The following is a 21,611-nucleotide window of genomic DNA, read 5'->3' on the forward strand; positions in this document are numbered from 1 at the left end:
CGTGATGGAGATGCAGTCGCTTAACCCGATGATGCTGGCGCTGTTCCTTGGCGTGCTGTCGCTGGTGCCGATGTTGATGATCATCTGTACCTGTTTCCTGAAGATTTCCATGGTGCTGATGCTGACGCGTAACGCCATGGGCGTGCAGCAGGTGCCGCCCAATATGGCGCTGTACGGTATCGCGCTGGCCGCCACGCTGTTTGTTATGGCCCCGGTATTTAATGATTCCAGTCAGCGTATCAAGGCGATGCCGCTCGACTTCAGCAGTATGGAGCGGCTGGAGTATACCTTCGGCAACGGCGCCGAGCCGCTAAGAACCTTTATGTCACGCAATACCGATCCGGACATTTTGGTGCATCTGCAGGAGAACGGCGCGCGCATGTGGCCGAAAGAGATGGCGCAGAGCATTACGCCGCAAAGTCCGCTGCTGATTATCCCCGCCTTTGTGCTGTCAGAGCTGCAAAACGGCTTCAAAATCGGCTTTTTGATATTTATCCCTTTTCTGGTAGTGGACCTGATCGTCTCGAACGTATTGCTGGCGTTAGGAATGCAGATGGTATCGCCGATGACGGTCTCGCTGCCGCTAAAAATCCTGTTGTTTGTGCTGGTCAGCGGCTGGACGCGGCTGCTGGACGGCCTGTTCTACAGCTATCTGTGAGGCGGCGATGGAGATACTGACTTTTTTCCGCCAGGCGATGCTGTTGGTGGTCCTGCTTTCCGCGCCGCCGCTGATTGTGGCGGTACTGGTGGGCATGGTGATTTCGCTAGTGCAGGCGGCGATGCAACTGCAGGACCAGACGCTGCCGTTTTGCCTGAAGCTGGTGGCGGTGGGCATTACGCTGGCGATGACCGGGCGCTGGGTGGGCGTTGAGCTGATCCAGCTAACGCAGAATGCCTTCGCCATGATGTCACGGGTGGGCAGCTGATGCTGTGGAGCGATGCGCTGGATCAGCTGTTTAACGCGCTGCTGGCGCTGTTGCTGGGCATGACGCGCATTTTTCCCTGTCTGTTGCTGACGCCGATTTTCTCTTTTTCCGTGATTAAAGGCACGCTGCGTACCGCCATTGTGGTGGCGCTGGCGCTGTTTATCGCGCCGGTGCTGTACCAGGATATGCTCAGCGCCTCCCTGTCGCTGCCGGCTCTGGCGGCCATCGCCATCAAAGAACTGATCCTCGGCACGCTGATTGGCCTGATTCTGGGGCTGCCGTTCTGGATGTATGAATCGGTCGGCGCGCTGTTCGATAACCAGCGCGGCGCGCTGATGGGCGGACAGATCAACCCGCAGCTGGGGCCGGATGCCACGCCGTTAGGCTATCTGATGAAGCAGACCATTATTTTGCTGCTGATGGTCGGGCCAGGGCTGGGCGCGATTACGCAGCTGCTGTGGGACAGTTACCGCATCTGGCCGCCGCTGACGTGGCTGCCGCCGCTAAGCGCGCAGGGCTGGGAAGTCTGGCTGGGCCTGTTAAAAGAGACCTTTGTCACGATGGTACTGTATGCCGGGCCGCTGGTGGGACTGTTGCTGTTGCTGGATTTCGCGGTGGGCATTATCAGTATTTACAGCCCGCAGATTCAGGCCACGGTGCTGGCGATCCCGCTGAAATGTTTGCTGGGGCTGCTGTTTTTTGTTTTATACCTGCCGCTGCTTAATCATCTGGCCGGCGAGCGCCTGTTTGAGCTGCGCGATCTGAGCGCGGTTTTCCCCCATCTGTTTGCTGCTAAGGGAGCGGGGCATGAGTGAAAAAACCGAAGATGCTACCCCGCAAAAACTTCAGGAGTCGCGCAAGAAAGGGCAGGTTAGCCAGAGCCAGGATATTCCCAAATTGCTGATTTCGATTGGTATCCTCGAGGCGATTTTCGCGCTGGTGGAGAGCGGCATGCAGCGGATGGAGGCGATGATTATGCTGCCGCTGACGCGTATCGGCCAGCCCTTTGGTCATGCGATGGAAGAAGTGGTAACTGACTCGCTGCTGGTGCTGCTGCTGTTTTCCGCCATTATCGGCGCGATTGCGATCGTGCTGCGTATCGTGGGCGGCTGGCTACAGTTCGGCCCGCTGTTTGCCGTTGAGGCGATGATGCCCAAGCTGGACAGCCTTAACCCGGTTAATCACTTCAAAAATATGTTTTCTGCGCGTCAGTTTACTCAGCTACTGACCAGCATTATCAAAGCGGGCGTTATCGGCGTAGTGCTGTGGCTGGCGCTGGAACCGGAAATCGGCAATCTGGCGCGGCTGGCGCAGACCGATCTCAACACCTTCTGGCACGGCGTGCTAATGCTATTTATCAAGGCGGCGCGCCAGGTACTGTTGGTCCTGCTGGCGCTGAGCGCGCTGGACTTTGGCCTGCAGAAGTATTTTTACCTGAAGCAGCAGCGCATGAGCCATGAAGATATCCGCAACGAATTTAAGCAGAGCGAAGGCGATCCGCATATGAAAGGGCATCGCCGCCAGGTGGCGCATGAGATCCTGAACGAAGAACCGAAAGCGCCGCGTCAGATAGCGGTGGAAGAGGCGGACGTGCTGTTGGTTAACCCGACCCACTTCGCCGTAGGGCTTTACTATCGACCCGGTGAAACCCCGCTGCCGCGCCTGCTGTTTAAGGCCAGCGATGACGATGCCCACCATTTAATCGAGCAGGCGCAGCGCGCGAAAATTCCGGTGATCCGTTACATCTGGCTGGCGCGCACGCTTTATCGCACCACGGCGGAAGGCGAATGGATCCCACGCGAAACTTTAAAAGCGGTCGCGCAGGTTTATCGTCTGCTGCGCGAGCTGGAGGATCATTATCTGGATGAAGTGATTGAACTAGAAGAAGAGTAACGGCTTACTTTTTGTCACTATTATGAAATAACCAGAAATATCCAAAATCCCTTGGGTTGCACCTGTAGATTATCCTGATGTTAAAAACAGGCTCGAAATTTCCCGCCAGAAACTCCGCCGAAGAGCGCAAAGGCCAAGAGCGCTAATCCACGATCAATTGGTATTGGTTACGTCGCCTCAGGGACAGGATGCTCTGAGGCACGGCCTGGCGAAATAGATAGAGCATAATTTAAATAATTCTATTTCTGTGTTTGACAGTTATTTAAATAGACAGCTATTAATCTTATTTTTTACTTTATTGTGTAATAAATAAAGCTTATTCGTAATCTTTCAACTCATCTCTATTTGTTGATGAAATTTAATCCATGTCAAAATAAGGCTAATTTCTGTCGAAGAATTGCACTCCTTACTTTTTTTTGCAATGCCGCCCTGCTAGCGTAGATGCGTCATGGAGGGAAAACAGCGCGGAAGATCTGGTTTCCGACCTGTTGGGGTTTTATCGCGTCGTCAGGCCGATGAACTATTTTCCCTGGCTACAGCTGGTGAGCAAACAGGAAGCGCTAAGGCGTTGGGATCATTATGGGCCGGGCGGACAGTATAAAAACAAACTGTTTAAGCCGCTGCTGTTTCCTGACCCGGCAAAAAATCCGCATGCAATGCCGGTTTATGGGGCGCTGCCTAAGTTTATGATGGAAATAGAACCTTTTTCCGATTTTCACAATGGTATTGTGAAAGTTATTACGAATAACGGTGCGCATGCTAACATTATTATTAAACAAAGCCCTGAATTTGAATAATGGATAATAAACTTAAAAATATCGGGTGTGTGGTGGGGTTGCTGCTGCTTTTATTACCGGGTTTGTTCTGTTTTATAACAATAAAACTCATGGCGCTCGAAACCTGCTACACAGAAAATGAATGGTTTAAGTATCAATTTCTGACGCCCGATGAACTTAAGCAGGCACCAAGAGTCACTAACGATTATAGAATTACAATTACTGCGCGGGATGGCAGTGCGGCAAGGGTAGAAACGATTGAGTTTTATGGCTCGCAGGATACGCAAATGCTGGAGCGCTATCTTGTTTCTCTTGGCTACTATCCAGCAAGGGATCATTTCTCCAGGAAAACCTGGTACTCCCCGGATAATGAGCGTTCCGCACGGGTTATCGCCAGAGAAGATAATAGTGTAATCCTGATGATATTTGATGAGGGTGCGCCTTTATTTGTCCGGGAAGAGCGGGAAAAAGCGCTGGGACAGTCGGTGGAGCAACGTCAAAAGGAGAAAAGCAGCCCGGTGGGACCAGAACCGGGCAGCGTAAGACATAGGTGAGGCTGGCTTCTGGTATCGTACTTAAACTTCCGCCGTTTCGGCCAGTCGTGCCAGCAGCGAACGCCACAGCGCGGGATCGTCGCTCATTTCTGCGGTGGCATAATCTGGCAGTGCAGCAGCAGATTTTCGCCCGGCGGCGATTCAAGGGTGACCAGCTCCTGCTGTTGCGCATCAAGCAAGACATACACGCCGTTATCCAGCGTCAGTTCACTATTCGTTACGGCGCCTCAGGGACAGGATGCTCTGAGGCACGGCCTGGCGAAATAGATAGAGCATAATTTAAATAATTCTATTTCTGTGTTTGACAGTTATTTAAATAGACAGCTATTAATCTTATTTTTTACTTTATTGTGTAATAAATAAAGCTTATTCGTAATCTTTCAATTCCTCTCTATTTGTTGATGAAATTTAATCCATGTCAAAATAATGCTAATTTCTGTCGGAGAATTGCACTCCTCACTTTTTTTTGCAATGCCGCCCTGCTAGCGTAGACGCGTCTTTATTATTTTCATGGAGGAAAAATATGAGCGATCGCTGGAGTATTCTTGATGGGAAAGAGGCTTTCTATTCCGACAGAGGGCTGGTTTACTCAGAAGTCTTGGGCTGGATAGATCTGGGGCATGCACAGGGAACAGATATTAAAAATCTACTTAATAATATGCATAAAGGGGAATGTAGTTCAAAAGGAAATTATACGCTAACCTACGCTCAAAGTATGTATTTAGATAGCCAAAAACGCCTTGGCGCAGGGATGCATGTCCGCTGGCAGATAAAAAGAGGCAGAACCCTGGAGCAGCAGCATAGTATTGCTCTGGCAATGATAATGACAACCGCCGTTAAGTTTGAGGATATGCAAGCTTCACCGCCGTTTGGCTGGTTTATCGACAGCGGCTTCAGCGCGGAAGATCTGGTTTCCGACCTGTTGGGGTTTTATCGCGTCGTCAGGCCGATGAACTATTTTCCCTGGCTACAGCTGGTGAGCAAACAGGAAGCGCTAAGGCGTTGGGATCATTATGGGCCGGTCGGACAGTATAAAAACAAACTGTTTAAGCCGCTGCTGTTTCCTGACCCGGCAAAAAATCCGCATGCAATGCCGGTTTATGGGGCGCTGCCTAAGTTTATGATGGAAATAGAACCTTTTTCCGATTTTCACAATGGTATTGTGAAAGTTATTACGAATAACGGTGCGCATGCTAACATTATTATTAAACAAAGCCCTGAATTTGAATAATGGATAATAAACTTAAAAATATCGGGTGTGTGGTGGGGTTGCTGCTGCTTTTATTACCGGTGGTCTTCTTTTTTATAGCGATAAAGCTAATGACGCTGGAGACTAATTATAAGGAAAAAGAGTGGCTTAAATATCAGTTTCTGACGCCCAATGAAATTAAGCAGGCGCCAAGACTTACTAACGATTATATAATTGGAATTCGTGCGCATGATGGTAGCTCACCCGGCGTCGCCACCATTGAGTTTTATGGCTCGCAGGATACGCAAATGCTGGAGCGCTATCTTGTTTCTCTTGGCTACTATCCAGCAAGGGATCATTTCTCCAGGAAAATCTGGTACTCCCCGGATAATGAGCGTTCCGCACGGGTTATCGCCAGAGAAGATAATAGTGTAATCCTGATGATATTTGATGAGGGTGCGCCTTTATTTATCCGGGAGGAGCGGGAAAAAATGCTGGGACAGTCGGTGGAGCAACGTCAAAAGGAGAAAAGCAGCCCGGTGGGACCAGAACCGGGCAGCGTAAGACATAGGTGAGGATGGCTTCTGGTATCGTACTTAAACTTCCGCCGTTTCGGCCAGTCGTGCCAGCAGCCCAGGCATAAACTCGCGCACCTGACGTCCCTGATCGATAAAGTTATTAACCAGCTGAGTGAAATGCGGCGCATCCAGATGCTTCAACGGGTGCTGGCTGCACAGCCGCAGCGCGACCTCGGTATCCAGCGCCAACCAGCAGCCGCGCATCGCATCCATTTCAAAATTCATGGCCAGCAGCGAACGCCACAGCGCGGGATCGTCGCTCATTTCCTGCGGTGGCATAATCTGACAGTGCAGCAGCAGATTTTCACCCGGCGGCGATTCAAGGGTGACCAGCTCCTGCTGTTGCGCATCAAGCAAGACACACACGCCGTTATCCAGCGTCAGTTCGGTATTCAACGTACGGCCATACTGTTCCAGCAGGCGCTGTAAATAGAGGCTATCCATTATCGACTCCGTTAACTTTTCACTACCCGACCGTCCTGCTGCGCGGCCTGTAGCGACGGCGCCAGCTGTTCGGTACTGCGTTTAGCCAGCTCGCCTTCCAGCGTCCAGGCCAGCGGACTTTGCTGATCGCGTCCATAGCTGAAGCTGATTTTGCCGAGATTGCGGCTTTTCGCGACGGAGACGTTGCTGCCGCCGCCCAGCAAAAACTGCGGCGTGGAAACGCCATCGCTCTTGCTCTTGCTTTCGGTAAAGGCGACCGATTTGATGCGCATATTGCTGCGCGTTTTCAGGCGCGCCTCAAGCTCGCCACGGCTGATACGCCCGGCAAGCCAGTCCGTATTCAGCTGCTCTTTCACCTCATCTTTCGGCTCCAGCGTCACCACCGCCTGCGTATCAGGAGAAAGCTGCATCTGTTGAATCAGCCCGCTCAGATGCGCATCCTGTTGCATCATGCTGCGAATACGGTTGGCGTTGCTAAGTTCATGGTTTGATTCGGTCTCATGGTTCAGCATGTCGCCAATCCAGTGCAGCAGCCCGTTGCTGTCTATTTTGGCGAGATTGTTATAGGTGGATTGTGTTTCCGCGCCGCCCGGCAGCGGAACGTGAAGGTTTAGCGCTTCCCGCTGCTGGCGCAGTTTCACCAGTTCGCGGATGGCGCCGTACTGAGCATTGTTGATCACCTTGCCCTGCGCCTCATGCTGTGCAAAATGATTCAGCAGCGCATCAAGCTTCTCATCATGGGTTTTCGCCGTTTTTCCGCTGTCGGCGGCGGGATCTTTAAGCGAGTCGATTAACTGCGCCGTAGCGCGATCGGTAAAGGCTTTGTTCAGGCTTTCCGTCAGTTTATCAAGATGCGTTCCGGCCAGGCGGTGCGGCTGCGTCAGCTCCAGGCTTAACGCCTGTTTGGTGCGGTTATCAAAGCTGAAGCGCACGCCCGCGCCAGTGACTGCCATAATCGGCTGTCGCGCCTGGTCAGTGCGGTTCACCACTCCGCTCGGCGACATAAAGCGTGCTTCCGCCGCGCCCTGGTTAAAGAAACGTACGCGGTTGGTACTGCTGGTCTGTTTGTTGCTGCTGGCGTTACCGTTATTGTTGCGCTCGCGCGAGGCGGACGCCACGTTAAGGTTAGCCGCCACGCCGCCGCCAAAGCGCGCCGAAGTTGGGTGATTTTTTTCATTATTATTGGTCATCGGCAGCCCGATGCTGGCCTGCGCGACGGCGCTGGTATCCAGGCTGACGGTCCAGGTGGAACCGTTTTTTACTTTGTGTTCATTGCCTTTATCCAGCAGTTCCAGCGGATCGAGCTGGTCGCTGGCCAGGCGGTTGAGAAAGGCGTTCAGTTCGTTGTCGGCCAGGCTAAAGGTGACGCTGTTTTGCGACTGGCGCTGCAGATTCAGCGAGGCGGCTGCGCCCAGCCTGACGACGGGTGAGGCGGTATGACTGCCGTCTTTACCGAATTTCACATCATTAGGATCTACATGGCCGGTAAGCATATTATGGCCGACGGCCGTAAAGGGCGTAATGCCGCCAGCGCCGTTACGTCCGACGGTAACCGTTAGTCCCTCTTCGCCGCGGTTAAACGCCAGGCTGTAGCCGCGATCGGTATTAGCGCGTCCGCCCGCTACGTGCATAATCTGAGAACCCGGCAGAACGACGCTGGAGGCAAAGGCGCCGTAGTTGCTGTTAAAGGTCAGGCTCTCGCCGTTATTCAATGATTTCAGCTCTTTCTCCAGGCTCTCTATCAGCTGTGTTTGGCTCTGGGCGTTAAATACCGTGCGCGCGGTTAAGTTAAGGCCATGATGCGGTTTGGCAAACGCATTGGTCATTTTCTTGATGGCGTCATAGTTCGCCTCTACCTGATGAATACTGGCAAAGCCCTGGTCAGTCAGTTTTTTCACCGGATCGCCGGCCCACTCTTGATCGCGCAGTTTGCGGATGCGCGTCTGCAGGGCCGCGCGCGCCGTGGCCGGATCGTCGCGCATGTGCAGGCTACGCTGGTAAATATTCAGCGCGCTGTGTAAATGCTGCTGGGTCATCGCATCCAGAAACAGACGCGATTTCACCAGGCCCAGCTCGTCGCTGCTATCGCGTACCGGCTTGTCGCTATTGTGTTTTAAATGATCGAGGGTTAGGCGGTTGGCGCGCATGCCGTTAATCACCTGCAGCGCTGGTGTCGTGTGCGCGGAAGGGTTGTTATTAATCAACTGATGCAGCGTATTGACCATTTGAGGATCGCGGTGGCGCGCTGTATTAAAATGGCCGTTATGGGTGTTCTTTAACTTTTTCGGATTGGTATTCAACTGGTTTTTATCATCCAGCACGCCGTAGTGTTGTCCTACCGCCCGGCTTTGCAGCATCAGGCTGTGGCCCAGCTCTTCCGCAAAATCAGTAATCTCCTGGTAGAGTTCGGGATCGCTGCTTTTCATATTCATCCGGGCCAGGCGCTGCTCCAGCGGTGCTTCAGGCTGAGTGCGCGCGTTGTGCTGAGCAGTGATCTTCATCGCGATATCATTTTGCGCCTGATATAGCGGGCTAAGCCCTTCGCGCCCGTGCAGGCCGTGCTTAATTTCATTGCCGAGGTTTTTCAACGGACGCGGCCAGCCGCCGCCGGAGGTGCGCAGTACAAAGGCCTCCATACGTTTTTTAAACGGGCTGTTTACCTTAAAGGTATCGTTGCCGCTGCTGCCGAACAGGTCGATTTCGCGTTTATAAGTGACGTTAGTGCCAGGAATACGGCCCGATTTACCCGCGTTGTCCAGGCGGCCAAAGGTTTCGGCAGAGCGATTATTTTGCTGTTCGCTTAGCGCCTGCTGACGATCCATCGGCTGCCAGGCGCCAGCCTCCAGCCGCGCGGCGTTGCCTTGCGCGTCCGCCGCCATCAGACGTCCCTGACCATCGGTATGCAGGCTGGTCAGCGTGCCGAGGTTTGCGGGCAGGTGCGTCACCGGCTGCCATCCGCCACCGTTATTGCCCTGCCAGTCTTTGATATCCAGCATAAACAGCGCGCCGCCGCCGGTCAGGCCAAACAGCTTATTGTGTTCGTTCACCGCCATATCTTTGAGCTGCGCCTGTTTGGCTGCCTCGCCCGTTAACCCCTGGGTAGGAGGCAGGCCCGCTTTAGTGATGCTTTGCGGCGGCTGACGATCGCGTCGTAAACCGGAGGTAATTTGGTGCAGGCGCATCTCGCCGCTTTCATCCAGCGCCAGCAGCCGACCATTCCCCAGCGAGGCGATGGTTTGCGTTTTGCTCTCTTTACCGAGACCGTGCAGCGCCAGATCCGCTTTGATACTGTTTTTCACCTGAGTGAGCTGAAACAGGTTGTTATGATAAGAAGTTTTGTTGCCTGCCTGGTTGATTTTCAGCGGCTTGACCTCACCGTTTTCCACTTTTAACGGCAGACCCTCGTTACCGCGGATAAGACGATCGGCCTTTTCAGAGGTGGGTTCCCAACGGCGTGAAACCGCATCGTAAAAATGGACTTTGCCATCTATCAGCGCCAGCTTGCCCAGGCGCCCGGCATCGACAATAGCGTGCGGCAGCGGTTCGCTGCGGCGCAGCCCCTTTTGATAATCCATCACCATGCTTTCACTGAGGTTCCAGCCCGGCGTGACGCCGCCGTGGCTATCCAACTGACAGCTGTGTTCATTATCCAGACGGTCTTTTACCACCGCCTGTAGCTGCCCCTGGCCGTTGCTGTGCAGCGCGGTGATCTGCGCGCCTTCGCCAAAGGCATCCACCATCGCCTGGTGACGATTATCCTGCGTAAAATTTACTTCGCTGGCGCCTTTGGCGGGACGAGGGGCGCTGAACAGCTTACCGTTGGTATCGATAGCCAGGATCTGATTGTTGTGTAGCGCGATGCTGCTGAGCTGAAAGTCGCTCGGCTGGCCGTTCACGCTCTGCTTCATCTTCAGCGTCGGGCTTTGCCAGTCGGGCGCGTTGATACCCCGCATCAGTTGCAGCTGTTGCTCATGCGTCTCTTTATCTTTCAGCACGACCGCCAGCGCGCCCTGCGCGTCAGCGCTAAAGGCGGCGATCTTATCGTTAAACATCAGGCTTTTTTGCTGCTGGCTCAGGTTATGCAGGCGCTTGTCGCCCTGAATGGCATACAGCTGATTGTTGCCCTGGCGGCTGAGCTTATCGAAGGTTTTTTCATCAACGCCATGCATCGGTTCCCAGCGTTGACGGGCTTCATCAAAGCGATGCAGGCGATTTTCATGCAGCCGCAAATGCTCGCTTTGCGCGCCGTCGGCGCCTTGATGGCTGTAAATACCGGTAAGCATTGAATGTACGGCCCGATCGGGCAAAGGACGGCTCTGAGCGGCGCCATTACGATGCAGAACAATGCGCTGACCGGCGTTATCCAGCCGCGGCTGTTGCCCGGGCTCTGCGGGCTTGCTGTGCGCCACGGCGGTAAAGGCCAGCGGCGAATCCTGCAGGTTAAGCAGGCGGCCGCGCTGATCGAGCAGCACATGATGATGTTCGCCGCCGCTGGCGTGCCAGCGATAACGCTGATCGGCTTTCCCCAGCGTTTGCTCCAGTAGCGGCTGTAGCGCTTCTGAGGCGTTAATATTCAGGCGGCCAGCGTTTAACGAGAGGCTGTTTAGCTGCGTTCCCGGCGCGGCGGGCAGCGGAGCGGATGCGCTGGCAGACGGTGCTCCCGACCCGCCTGGCGGCGGAGATGGTGGCGAAGCTGAGGCGGGCTGGCGGACTTCGGCCGAATCCTGTTCCAGGCGTTGGCGCTGGGCCTGTTTCGTCTCCAGTTTGGTTTTTTCACCTGCGCTGAGCGCATTGGCATGGCGCTCCGCCACCAGATCGATCAGCTGCAGCATATTGCTGCTCCAGTCGGTCAACGAGTCTGACGAGATAGCGTTATGGCGTGGCGGTTTGACCGCTGACTGCGGCGTAGCGTCAAGCGAATGGCGGCGGGCAGGCGCGGCAGATTTATCAGCAGCGGTGGGTGCGCCATCGACAGAATGTCGGCGTTCAGGAAGGGTTGGTTTTTGCGTACCGGCGTCCGCGCCGTCAAGGGTATGGCGGCGGGCCGGCGCGGCGGGGCGCGGCGTTGCCGTCGGTACGCCATGAGTGGAATGGCGACGCGCAGGCGGTTTGTTCAGCGGCCAGTTATCGACCGGCAGTGCCTCTTTCTCGCCGGTAGAATGACGACGACGCAGCGCCGGGTTATTTTCTGCATTCTGACCGGCGCGCCTCGTCTCGGGCTGCGAATGGCGGCGCCGCAGAGAGACTGCGCCCGCCTGCTGTTGAACGGAGGTGGGCGCACGGGCGCTACCCTGTAACAGGTTACCGCTGCTACGCTGGGTGGCGCGCGCCGCACCCTGGGTGACGGCGGGCTGGGCGGCGCGCGCTCCGACATGACTGGCCGCGCGCGCGACGGTCGCGACACCGGCAATAACGGGAGGGAAAGCCATGCATTACTCCTGTTAGCGTTTTCAGGGATGAACCTGTACCTGGGTGTAATCGTAAGGGCCGTTGCGCAGTTCCGGCTGCCACCAGATGGTCAGGTGTTGCAGATCCGACTGCGGACGGCAGCTCATCTCCTGACAGCCGGGCGGCGCTTTCGGTGCGCAGGCGTTCAGCAGCAGGCCAAACAGGCCGGTAACAAACAGTTTGCGCAGAGCGATAATCATGACTTTCACTTTCGGTAACATAGCGATCCTTAAGGTAGCAGGCGGCTGCCGGTGGCGGTGGTAGAGAGCAATGAAACACGGCTTGGGCGGGTAACGGCGCCCGGTTCAAACGCCACATAGACTTCGGCCGATTCGCCAGGACGCAACTGCGATCGCGGCCAGACGGCTACCGCCAGCGTGCGATCGTTGCGGCATGCCGCTTCGTCAAAGCGCTGGGTTACGTTGCTGTTATTGGTGATCACGCCCACGGTGAGCTGCACCGAGCTGCTGCGATACCACTGATGACGGCGGTAATCATTAAACAGGCCGGTCGGCAGACGACAGAGCGCGCTCAGCGTCTGGCCGCTGCCGCCGGTCGAAAAGCCGGTGGGCAGGCGGTTTTCAGCCAGATCGCGCAGCGCCGTTTCCACCAGATTTTTCATATCGGTATATTTGTGGCGGCGGTTCACGTCGCCCATCGCATCATTCAACTGGCTACGGTTTTCCTCGGCGATATAGCGGGAAGGATCTACCTGATCGCCTACCAGATGGGGAGTGATAATAAATAGCCGTTCGCGCTGCGAAGTTTCATGTTGGGTTGAGGTGAACAGCTTGCCGATCAGCGGGATGCTGCCAAGGATCGGAATGCGCCGTTCGCGATCGCCGCTCTGCTTGGTATGAAAGCCGCCCATTACCAATGAACGCCGCTCCTGTACCAGCGCCTGGGTGCTGATCACGCCGTTGCTGGTGCCTTCGGCTTCGCCATCATCGTTTTTATCCAGCTTGCCATCCTCTACGTCCACAATCAGCTGCACCGACGATTTAGCGCTACCGATGGCGCGCGGCGTTACGCGCAGGCTGGTGCCGGCGGTTACCGCCTGAATATCCGCCACCCGCTCGCCAATGGCGCGGATAAAGGCGGTATCGCTGAAATCGATCACCGCCGGCTGGTTTTCCAGCGTCATGATGGAAGGATTGGCGATAATCGAGGCGGTACCTTCGCCTTCCAGCGCCTGAATATCGGCGAAGAAGCGCCGGAAGTCAGTGACAAACAGCGTGCTGGGACCGGAAAGCAGCGTGGAACCGCCGCTGACGTTGCCGAACTGGCCGGCCCAGCTGGTAGAAAGACGCGCCAGCTCGTTGCGGTCGATATCCACAATCAGCGCATCGATCTCGATCAGCTTTTGCGGCACGTCGATGGTAGCGATCAGCGACTGATAGGCGCTGCGATATTTCGGATCGTCGCGCACCAGCAGGGCGTTGTTGCGCACGTCGGCGGAAACGCGTCCGGCCATCACGCTCGCCGGGCCGCCGCTGGAATCGTGATCCTGATGCGTACTGCGCCCTACCAGCTGGCTAAGAATGTTCTGCGATTGCATGCGCATCTCTTCTATGCTGTTATCGCCGCCCTGACCGCTGCTCATGCCTTTAGCGCTGTCGCCGCCGCTTTGGCCCAGCAGCTCGTTGAGCATAGTCGCCACGCCGGGTACCAACAGCGTCTGGTCGCGATAGCGAATATTACGATCGGCGACGGAGGCATATTTCAGCGGAAACGCCATCATCTCTTTGGGTTCTTTATCTTCTTTCGGCGTATCGGACTTTTTCGCGAAGTCGGCGATCAGATTGACATATTCCGGCGGGCCGGTGACCAGTACCACACCCTCGTCGGGCAGCTCGCCCCAGCCAAAACGCGGCTCCAGCAGGCCGACGCCTTTCAGCGCCTGCTTGATATCGGGCGCGGCATCAGGCGAAATTTCCAGACGACGCGAGGTCTGCGCCGCCAGCGGGCTAACGTAAAGGGTATTGTTGTAAACAAACCACTGAAAGCGGTATTCCAGCGCCAGCCGGTTAAGAAAGGCCTCCGGGCTGACGGCACGCAGGCGGCCGGTAACATTGCTGTCAGGCAGCGAACCAAGATTGATATCTACGCCGAAGCTGTTGGTGAAGTCTTCAAGGATAATGCTGAGCGGCGTGTTATCGGCGGAATAGGCGTAGGCGCCATTTTTCCAGGCTTCCGGGGTGCTGGCGTGCAGGGCGCCGGTGCATAGCAATAGCAGGGCGGCTGTCCAGCGCAGCAGCGGTTTAACAGCGGGCAGGGTGATCACACCTTACTCCTTTATTCTGACAATCATTCAAACGGAAAAGCCTGTTAGCGGCAGCCGCAGCTGCCGTCAGTTAACGCGCATCAGTTAATGGCATCGATAATCGCTTTACGGATGCCGAACTTAAACTGGGTATATTGCGAGCTGGCCCAGCTGGCATTGGACATATCCAACAGCTGGTTTTGAAAGGCGTACATATCGCTGAGATTGAATGGTTGACCAGACATCTCTTTGGCAAACTGAAAGGTCTCGTTATGGGTACGACTGGACTGGGTGGATAAGCGGCGCTGCAGCAAATCTCCGGAAGGCATGGTCAGACTCCTCTGGTTTAAGGTTCCCTCTTGAGTGGCGCCAGTTTCCGTTGGGTTCCGTACGTCATAAAAAATTATCCGCCGCTCAGCGACTCACAGAGCGCCTGCCAGCTGATATGCAGCTCGCCCTGCGCGGTCACCAGCCGCAGCGCGTCCCTCTCCAACTGCTCATCGGGCGTAAGCTGCCAGCGCAGCGCGGGGCGCGCGCTTAGCCAGGCGGCCAGCGGCGATTGCTGGCAAGGGGCGCAGTAAAGCGTCGCCTGCGTCTCTGACGGCGAGCGGTTCATTAACTGGGTCAGCAGCGCCTGCAGACGTTCCGTCGGCGGCACCTCCGCCAGACAGTGCGCCAGCGCCTGCGCCAGTAGCTGGCTGGCCAACGTCACCACCTGCTGCTGCTGCGTTTCACGCTGTTGGTGCCAGTCATCGAACAGCGTTTGCGCCTGCTGCCAGAACTGCGTCTGTTCTTGCTCTAATAATGCAGCGGATTCCGCCTGCGCCTGCTGAAGGATCTGCTGCGCCTGCTGATGGGCGTCGTCCAGCAGCATTTGCGCCTGCTGCTCTGCTGCCATGATGATCTGCTGCGCCTGCTGCTGCTGCGCTAGCGCCTCACGGCTAAGCAGCGCCTGCTGCGGCTCCGGCGGCGTGAAACAGGTAAGCTGTCTAAGCTGCCACATCATCTTTCTCCCCGCACTGGCAACGCCACAGCGCGGCCTCCCAGAGCGGCTGCAATCGGCGGGGGGGCAAATCGAGCGGCACGGTCGGACAGGCAAGTGCGGCATCGCGTGGAAATGTCATACGCAGGCGCGTCCAGCATGCTGGCCAGAGCGCCTGCAATAGCGCCAGCGAGTGTGCATGGAATGCTTCCGGCAGCCAGCTTTCCGGGCGAATGCCTTTGGCCAGCCGCCGACACCAGATCTTCTCTTCGCCGGATAGCCCGGTCTCTGCGCCGCAAATCGCGCCGGTTAGCGCCAGCAGCCGCATTTTTTGTGATGGGGAGAGCGCTAACAGGTTCAGTAATAGCGGCTGGGGCGGCGCAAGTGGCGAGGGTTCTACACCCCACTGGCGACCGATGGCGGCCGCGCGCATACGCGCCAGCGCCAGACGCTGCGCTTCCGGCAGCGCAAACCAGCTATCCTGACGCCAGCTCTCATGCGCTGTTTGCCAGTAGCCGCTGTGCCACCATGCCAGCCATTGCTCATTCATGACGGTTTCCCTGGGTTGGCGACCGCCGTACGCGCGCCTTTTTTACCGGAGCGCAGCACCATCACACCCACAATCAGCAGCAGCAGGATCCCCGCCACGCTCAGCACGCCTTTTACCAGTGAAAACTGGCCGGGGGAGAGGGTAAACGGCCCCATTTTCACCGTCTCAACCCGATCCTCATACACTTTGGCTGGGACAAACACGATCGCCAGATCGCGGTCGTCGCGCCCGACCAGGCCGGGGATACTGGTGGCAACCAGGCGGCGAATACGTGGCTCAATACTGTCAGGATCGAGGGAGTCATGATATTTGATAAACACCGAGGCGGAGGCGGGCTGGACCGGCTCGCCGGGGGCAATACGCTCCGGTAACACCACATGAACGCGCGCCACCACCACCCCGTCGATCTGCGCCAGCGTGGACTCCACCTCTTGCGACAGCGCATAGATATAGCGTGCCCGCTCCTCCATCGGGCTGGAGATGACGCCGCTTTTCTGGAATACCTCGCCCAGATTGGTACGCGCCTTGCGCGGCAGCCCGGCGGCCTCAAGGATATTGACCGAGCGCTCAATATTTTCCGGCGCCACCAGCACCGAGACGCCGGCCTTATCCACACGCTTGCTGGCGGGAATATGGTAGCGGTTGAGTTCGGCAACAATATCGTTGGCATCGTTTTCAGCCAGATTGCTGTTTAGCACGGTGTCGTCGCCGCAGCCGCTCAGCAGCAGGGCCAGACAGCCGACCAGCAGGGCTTTTACCAGAAAAGGTCGCATAGGGTTTACTGTAGGTTGGTTAATTTATCCAGGCTCTGCACGCCCTTGGCGATGATTTTGGCGTTCATCAGGCTCTGCACATAATAGTCCGACAGCGCGGCGTTGGCGGCGCTAAAGTCCAGTGAGTTGGTGGAACGCGAAGCCACTTCCAGATCGCGAAACGCGCTCTGCTGCGCCTGCTGATTGCGGCTGATGGCGCCGGTCAGGCTGCTGATAATATCGGGCGTGCCGCCCGCCTCCGTGGAAGACTCCGGCGCATTCAGCGCCGCGCTGAACCATTGCGCATCCGACTTATTCACCTCTGGAGAGGCGTCGTCCGCTTCTAACGTCACGGAGGTGGTCAGGGAAGGGGAGGTATTATTGACTTTCATCGGTTCGGCTCTTCTGCTAAAGGAAAGAGAGGGAGGAGCGTGACGTTCTCCTCCCCGCCCGCGCTGCTTAGTAGGAGATCTTCACCTGAGCGGCGGCTGACCCGGCCTGGGCCTGGCTGTCAGCGATACCGTTGATGCGCTGGTACTCTGCATCCATCTTGGCCTTTGCAACCTGGTTTTGCTGCATCTCATTTTTCACGCCCTGCATTTCCATCATAAAATCAGCACCGCCCATCGCGCCTGAAAGCTGGCTCAGTGAACCTGCGCCGCCGGTGATCATGTTAGACAGACCTGATGTTACGCCCATGATTATTTCCTCATTAAGGTTGAAGGTGTACTGCAATGGTTTCGCTCATTAAGTGGCGAGCGCGTCGGGCGGGTTCCATAAAAAGCAGAATTTTTTTTGCCAGGAAGAAAACCGCCGTCAGCTGACGGCGGGCAGGGATCAGGCGCTGAGCTTCAGCTGTTTCAGTCGGTGGTAAAGGGTGCGGCGCGGGATGCCCAACTCATGAACCACATCATCAATGCGGTTGCCGTGGCGATGCAAACACTCATCAATCAGGCTGCGCTCAATGCGGCGCAGGCGCTCTTTTAACATGATCGATTCCGCCTGCGGGATCGTCTGCTGGCACAGCACCGGCAGCCCCAGCACAAAACGCTCCGCCGCCGCTTTTAACTCGCGGATATTACCCGGCCAGCTGTGCAGCAGCAGCGCTTCGTCCAGGCCTGGCTGGCGCGGCGGCAGCGGCTGATTCAGGCGCTGCGCAGCATCCTGAATGAACTGACGAAACAGCGGGATAATCAGTTCAGGGCGCGAACGCACGGTGGGCGTAGAGAGCGTAATGGTATTTAAACGGAAATAGAGGTCGCGGCGAAAACGTCCCTCGGCCACCAGCTGTTCCAGCGGCGTCTGGGCGGCAGCGATCACGCGCAGCGTCAGCGGGATGCAGCGGGTGCTGCCGAGCCGCTCAATGGCGCGCGACTCCAGCATACGCAGCAGCTTGGCCTGTACGGTAAGCGGCATGCTGTCGATCTCATCCAAAAACAGGATGCCGTTGTTGGCGGCCTCAATATAGCCGGGGCGTGAATGGCTGGCGCCGGTATAGGCGCCGGAGACCACGCCAAACAGCTCGCTTTCCGCCAGGGTTTCCGGAATTGCGCCACAGTTGACCGGCACCAGCGGGCCGCGGCAGCCGGAGCGCTCATAAATCCGCCGCGCCAGCGTATCTTTGCCGGTACCGGTTTCGCCTTCCAGCAGCACATCCACATGCAGCGGAGCAATGGTCTCAATCAGTTTGTGCAAATGAGCATGGATATCCGCTGCCGGAAAGCTGCAGGACGTTAGCGTTGCGGGATGCAGAGAGGAGATCTCAGCATGGCCGGTGCGCCGGCTCTCATGCGCGGTGCAGCGCGTGCTGGTAGTAATTGCTTTAACCATAATGTCTCCAGTGACTCGACATAAAATGTTGCTGCGTGTAGTGGTACGTCGATAACCTACCGTAAATTGTGAAGTTTTTTTTATGGCATTCGGTTCATAAAAAATTACAAAAGCATTCGGTTTCCTTACTTTCCGCTATAACGATCGCCGACAGCTATCAGTCTGCGCTGATAAACACGTAGGGATTTACAACAGCGCTGTAGGGATTTCCTGACAGCGCGCCGGCTCATCCCTTTAGCCGTGCCGCTTGCAGCTATCCCTTTTCCATCAAGGCTGTCAGATGAAATTTTTATGTCTGTGGTCTGGTGCACATCTCTTATGGCATTCGATGGAACTCCTTTCCCTGCCTTGCCACTTACAAAGCGAGCCAGAGCCTGCCATGCCGTTACAAATGTCAGCAGTATGTAAGTACAGGGCGGCCTGGGATGCTCAATTCATTCATAAACGTAACGTTTAAGCGGAGGATGTATGGGATTCAAATTAGGCGGACTGGGCGGCGGCGCGGGCAGAACAACCATGCCACCGCCAGATTTGACGGGGAAAGGGCGTCAGGACATCGGGCCAAACGGCCCGCGTACTAATACCACGGCTAACAGCACCAACGGCACCGGTAACGGCCCGAACGGCACCAACGGCCCGAATCTTAGTGGCCAGGGCGTTGATGGCAAAAACGGCAAAGGCGGCAAGCTCGGCGGCAATATGCTCGACTTCGGCCTGAATGCTGGCTCGGGCGCGCTGAGCCTGTTGGGGCCAGGCGCACTGGGCGGCCCCGGCGCTACGGGCGGTGCCGGCGGCGCGGCAGGCGGGCAAAACTTGCTTGCGCAGCAGCCGGGCGGACAGAACGGCGGGCTGCTCTCTTCTGCTGGTAAAGGCGGCGGTATTGCGCAGATGCTCCAGCAGCTGCTGATGCTGTTGGGCCTGCAGCAGATGCTGAAAGGCGGCGAAAGTAGCCAGGCACCACAGCAGCAGGCGGGCGCGCCGTCCGGCGGCAGCCAGGCGGCGCAGGGTAATCAGGGCGGCGTCAACGGCATGATCCAGCAGCTGCAACAAATGATGCAGCAGATGATGCAGATGATGCAGCAGCTGACCGGCATGCAGCAGGGCGGCGGTAACAGCGCAGGCGGTCAATCCGGTGGTCAATCTGCTGGCGGCCAGGCCAATGCCCAGTCCGGTGGTGGCAACATGCTGAGCAACTTACTGAACTCGGCGCTGCAAATGACCGGACTGAACGCGTTAATGTCACTGTTGGGCGGCGGTTCCAATAACGGAGTGAAATAATTTCGCTGTACGTTAACGAAGGGGGAGCCATCCCCCTTTTATCCGATCTGCGCGCCATCGCCTTTTTTATAAGCGACGAGCTCTGGTTTAAGTCCCTGCACTCAGGTGCAGGGACTTTTTTATCAGGCTGGCAGTTGGCCCTGGCCGCTGCTGATAATTGAAGCGAAGTTCATTACCTTATCGACGTAGGTGGCATCGCCGGTGCCAGTTTTGGAGATATCATTTAAGTTATTCACGTTAACGTTAAGCGGGCCGGAATTATAGGCGCGCAGCGCCGCACCCATATTGCCGCCAAAATCATTGAGCTGCTCTTTCATATAGAGCGCGCCGGCCATGATGTTATCCTGTGGATTATTAGCGTTGGCGTTCGGTCCTAACAGATCGGGATTTTTACGTTGCAGATCGGCAAAGGTGTTGCTGTTTACCTGCATCAGGCCGCTGTCCTGTAGCCCGTTGCCGCCGTTAACCGTACTGGCGCCAAGGCTGCCGCGCGACTCTTGCCAGATTTGCGCCGCCAGCACTTCGCCCGGCACGCCGGTTTTCGCTGCCGCATTTTGAATAGCGCCTTCATATGGCTTCAATGCTTCCGGCAGATGCAGCCCGCTGCCGCCCGATTGCGTCACGCTCTGACCGCTGCCGCCGGTGGCTGCCGTACCCGCTGGGGCGCCGCTTTGACCGCTGGTGTTGGCCATCTCTCCGACCGGTGCGCTGGCAGGCGCCGGCGCGCTTTGTCCGGCGCCGCTACCGCCGCTCAGCTGCGTCGGGTCGCCGCCCGCAGCCAGGTTCTGTGGTATTCCGCCACCGCCGCCAGAGGTCGGTTGTCCGCTCTGCTGCTGATTTTGCTGACCGGTAAGCTGTTGCAGCAGCGGCATCAGCGAGGTGAGCAGCGCGCTGATGAGCTGGGCCAGCGTCTGGGCGATTTCATTATTTAACGTCTCCTGCGCGGCATCGCCATTCTGCCCAAACAGCGCATTGAGATCGGTACCGCTACTGCCGTTTTGACCAAAATCAATCGAGGTCATGCCGCCGGAAGGCGAGAACGCGCCATTATTCCCTAACGGCAGTTTGTCAGAGAGGCCGCTCAGATCAGGCGGTGTCAGGGGTTGGGAAGGGCTTAGCGCCCCAGGTAATGTAATCATCGGGTCATCCTTATCGCTTAGGGGGTCAGTCTGTTAAGTGGTGCAAAGATGACAAGGGTTCCTTATAAGCGCCTGTTACTTTTTACCACTTCAATAAACCGCTCCCTCACGGGATCTTCCCAGGCTGGGTTCCACACCAGCCCCACCTCCCATGATGCGTAGGGGCCGGACAGAGGAATAAATTCGATGTCATGCGGGGCGATATGGGTAGCGCTTTCAGGAACCAGGGCAATGCCGATGCCAGTAGCTACCAGCGCCAGCAGCGTTTGTATATCGCGTGAGTGCTGGATGACATTGGTATTCACATGATTAAACGCCAGGAAACGCGATATTTGCTGGTTAAGCCCGGGGCCGCGTTCCGGCGTCAGCTGGAGCATCGGGAGTTCGGCCAGCAGGTGGTAATCACTCTCTTGCTGTAGTTTACCGACTAACCCATCTTTTTCTCTGCCCGACACCGCAATGGTCAGCTTTTCTGTACTAAGGCTTATACAGGCTAACGGCGGCTCGACCGGGAGCCGCATAAAAGCCAGCTGTAAGTGGCCCGCAAGCAACCCTTCGGCCTGCTGTGTTGAAGAAATATCCTCCAGGTTGACATTAATCTGTGGGTAGCGGCGACGAAAATGCGCCACCAGCTCCGGGGCAATGCGAATACTGGAGATGCCAAACCCAATCGCTAAGCTTCCCGCTTTGCCGATACTTATGTCATGTGCCTGTTGGCGAAGCTCTTCAACCTGTTTAATCACTGCCTGAATATGCGGCATGAGCTGTTTTCCCGCAGGCGTAAGCTGGCTGCCATGACGACCGCGCATAAAAAGGGGAAGATTCAGCTGATACTCAAGCGCCTGAATCTGTTTCGTCAGAGCAGGCTGGGTAATAAAGAGTCGTTTCGCCGCTTCATGATAATTGCCGGTTTCAATCAGCATTAAAAAAGCGCGTAGTAATTGCGTATCCATTCCAGCAACTTATCACAAGCAAAAAAAATATCATTATATTTTTTGAGGTGTTGCGA

Annotated in this window: 22 protein-coding genes; 9 read left to right on the forward strand and 13 right to left on the reverse strand. The window is 56.4% G+C overall.

Features of this window, described 5'->3' with window-relative positions:
• Positions 1-4 precede the first annotated feature (4 nt).
• The 8 genes from sctR to K6958_RS03045 all read left to right on the forward strand — a co-directional run bounded on the left by sctR (position 5) and on the right by K6958_RS03045 (position 5,913).
• Complete coding sequence (sctR, locus tag K6958_RS03010; protein ID WP_249894581.1) at positions 5-658, forward strand: type III secretion system export apparatus subunit SctR; 654 nt, start codon at positions 5-7, stop codon at positions 656-658.
• Positions 659-665: 7 nt separating this feature from the next.
• Entirely contained in the window at positions 666-926 is a 261-nt protein-coding gene (gene sctS, locus K6958_RS03015) for a type III secretion system export apparatus subunit SctS (protein WP_249893271.1), read from the forward strand.
• On the forward strand, positions 926-1,741 hold the full coding sequence (sctT, locus tag K6958_RS03020; RefSeq protein WP_249893272.1) for a type III secretion system export apparatus subunit SctT: 816 nt from the start codon (positions 926-928) through the stop codon (positions 1,739-1,741). Before sctS ends, sctT begins: the two co-directional genes overlap by 1 nt.
• Positions 1,734-2,819, forward strand: coding sequence for a type III secretion system export apparatus subunit SctU (sctU, locus tag K6958_RS03025; protein WP_249893273.1), 1,086 nt, complete (start codon positions 1,734-1,736; stop codon positions 2,817-2,819). Before sctT ends, sctU begins: the two co-directional genes overlap by 8 nt.
• A gap of 542 nt (positions 2,820-3,361) precedes the next feature.
• Entirely contained in the window at positions 3,362-3,616 is a 255-nt protein-coding gene (locus tag K6958_RS03030) for a hypothetical protein (RefSeq protein ID WP_249893274.1), read from the forward strand.
• Positions 3,616-4,149 carry a hypothetical protein gene (locus K6958_RS03035; protein WP_249893275.1) on the forward strand — a complete coding sequence of 178 codons (534 nt, stop codon included), beginning with the start codon at positions 3,616-3,618 and terminating at the stop codon, positions 4,147-4,149. Before K6958_RS03030 ends, K6958_RS03035 begins: the two co-directional genes overlap by 1 nt.
• 523 nt (positions 4,150-4,672) lie before the next feature.
• Positions 4,673-5,380 carry a hypothetical protein gene (locus K6958_RS03040; RefSeq protein WP_249893276.1) on the forward strand — a complete coding sequence of 236 codons (708 nt, stop codon included), beginning with the start codon at positions 4,673-4,675 and terminating at the stop codon, positions 5,378-5,380.
• On the forward strand, positions 5,380-5,913 hold the full coding sequence (locus K6958_RS03045; RefSeq protein WP_249893278.1) for a hypothetical protein: 534 nt from the start codon (positions 5,380-5,382) through the stop codon (positions 5,911-5,913). The genes K6958_RS03040 and K6958_RS03045 overlap by 1 nt, the downstream gene beginning before the upstream one ends.
• Before the next feature lie 21 nt (positions 5,914-5,934).
• On the opposite strand, the gene K6958_RS03050 is transcribed toward K6958_RS03045, so the two are convergent.
• From K6958_RS03050 to K6958_RS03100, 11 genes are all read right to left on the reverse strand, one after another.
• A complete protein-coding gene (locus tag K6958_RS03050; protein WP_249893279.1) occupies positions 5,935-6,360 on the reverse strand; it encodes a type III secretion system chaperone in 426 nt (141 codons plus the stop codon).
• 11 nt (positions 6,361-6,371) lie between these two features.
• On the reverse strand, positions 6,372-11,789 hold the full coding sequence (locus K6958_RS03055; RefSeq protein ID WP_249893280.1) for an AvrE-family type 3 secretion system effector: 5,418 nt from the start codon (positions 11,787-11,789) through the stop codon (positions 6,372-6,374).
• Between the two features lie 21 nt (positions 11,790-11,810).
• On the reverse strand, positions 11,811-12,008 hold the full coding sequence (gene hrpT, locus K6958_RS03060) for an HrpT family type III secretion system protein (RefSeq protein ID WP_249894582.1): 198 nt from the start codon (positions 12,006-12,008) through the stop codon (positions 11,811-11,813).
• Between the two features lie 29 nt (positions 12,009-12,037).
• The gene (gene sctC, locus K6958_RS03065; RefSeq protein WP_249893281.1) at positions 12,038-14,092 is read right to left on the reverse strand and encodes a type III secretion system outer membrane ring subunit SctC; all 2,055 of its coding nucleotides are present in this window, start codon (positions 14,090-14,092) and stop codon (positions 12,038-12,040) included.
• 80 nt (positions 14,093-14,172) lie between these two features.
• The gene (locus K6958_RS03070; protein ID WP_249893282.1) at positions 14,173-14,400 is read right to left on the reverse strand and encodes a type III secretion protein HrpF; all 228 of its coding nucleotides are present in this window, start codon (positions 14,398-14,400) and stop codon (positions 14,173-14,175) included.
• A gap of 74 nt (positions 14,401-14,474) precedes the next feature.
• Entirely contained in the window at positions 14,475-15,077 is a 603-nt protein-coding gene (gene sctL, locus K6958_RS03075) for a type III secretion system stator protein SctL (RefSeq protein ID WP_249893283.1), read from the reverse strand.
• Positions 15,061-15,603 (reverse strand): serine kinase, encoded by a 543-nt coding sequence (locus K6958_RS03080; protein WP_249893284.1) that lies wholly within the window; start codon positions 15,601-15,603, stop codon positions 15,061-15,063. The genes sctL and K6958_RS03080 overlap by 17 nt, the downstream gene beginning before the upstream one ends.
• Entirely contained in the window at positions 15,600-16,376 is a 777-nt protein-coding gene (gene sctJ / locus K6958_RS03085) for a type III secretion system inner membrane ring lipoprotein SctJ (protein ID WP_249893285.1), read from the reverse strand. Before sctJ ends, K6958_RS03080 begins: the two co-directional genes overlap by 4 nt.
• A 5-nt stretch (positions 16,377-16,381) precedes the next feature.
• The gene (locus tag K6958_RS03090) at positions 16,382-16,747 is read right to left on the reverse strand and encodes an EscI/YscI/HrpB family type III secretion system inner rod protein (RefSeq protein WP_249893286.1); all 366 of its coding nucleotides are present in this window, start codon (positions 16,745-16,747) and stop codon (positions 16,382-16,384) included.
• Between the two features lie 67 nt (positions 16,748-16,814).
• Positions 16,815-17,054 (reverse strand): hypothetical protein, encoded by a 240-nt coding sequence (locus K6958_RS03095; protein ID WP_249893287.1) that lies wholly within the window; start codon positions 17,052-17,054, stop codon positions 16,815-16,817.
• 138 nt (positions 17,055-17,192) lie between these two features.
• Positions 17,193-18,185, reverse strand: a complete 993-nt coding sequence (locus K6958_RS03100; protein ID WP_249893288.1) for a sigma 54-interacting transcriptional regulator — start codon at positions 18,183-18,185, stop codon at positions 17,193-17,195.
• Positions 18,186-18,653: 468 nt separating this feature from the next.
• Here K6958_RS03100 and K6958_RS03105 point away from each other — a divergent pair, with 468 nt between their 5' ends.
• Positions 18,654-19,463 carry a hypothetical protein gene (locus K6958_RS03105; protein WP_249893289.1) on the forward strand — a complete coding sequence of 270 codons (810 nt, stop codon included), beginning with the start codon at positions 18,654-18,656 and terminating at the stop codon, positions 19,461-19,463.
• A 122-nt stretch (positions 19,464-19,585) separates the two neighbouring features.
• Here the strand turns inward: K6958_RS03105 and K6958_RS03110 are convergent, their stop codons facing one another.
• Together K6958_RS03110 and K6958_RS03115 are read right to left on the reverse strand one after the other, a co-directional pair.
• Complete coding sequence (locus tag K6958_RS03110; protein WP_249893291.1) at positions 19,586-20,602, reverse strand: lytic transglycosylase domain-containing protein; 1,017 nt, start codon at positions 20,600-20,602, stop codon at positions 19,586-19,588.
• Between the two features lie 62 nt (positions 20,603-20,664).
• Positions 20,665-21,555 (reverse strand): LysR family transcriptional regulator, encoded by an 891-nt coding sequence (locus tag K6958_RS03115; RefSeq protein ID WP_249893292.1) that lies wholly within the window; start codon positions 21,553-21,555, stop codon positions 20,665-20,667.
• Between the last annotated feature and the right edge of the window lie 56 nt (positions 21,556-21,611).

This window comes from Mixta hanseatica (assembly GCF_023517775.1).
Lineage (GTDB): Bacteria > Pseudomonadota > Gammaproteobacteria > Enterobacterales > Enterobacteriaceae > Mixta > Mixta hanseatica.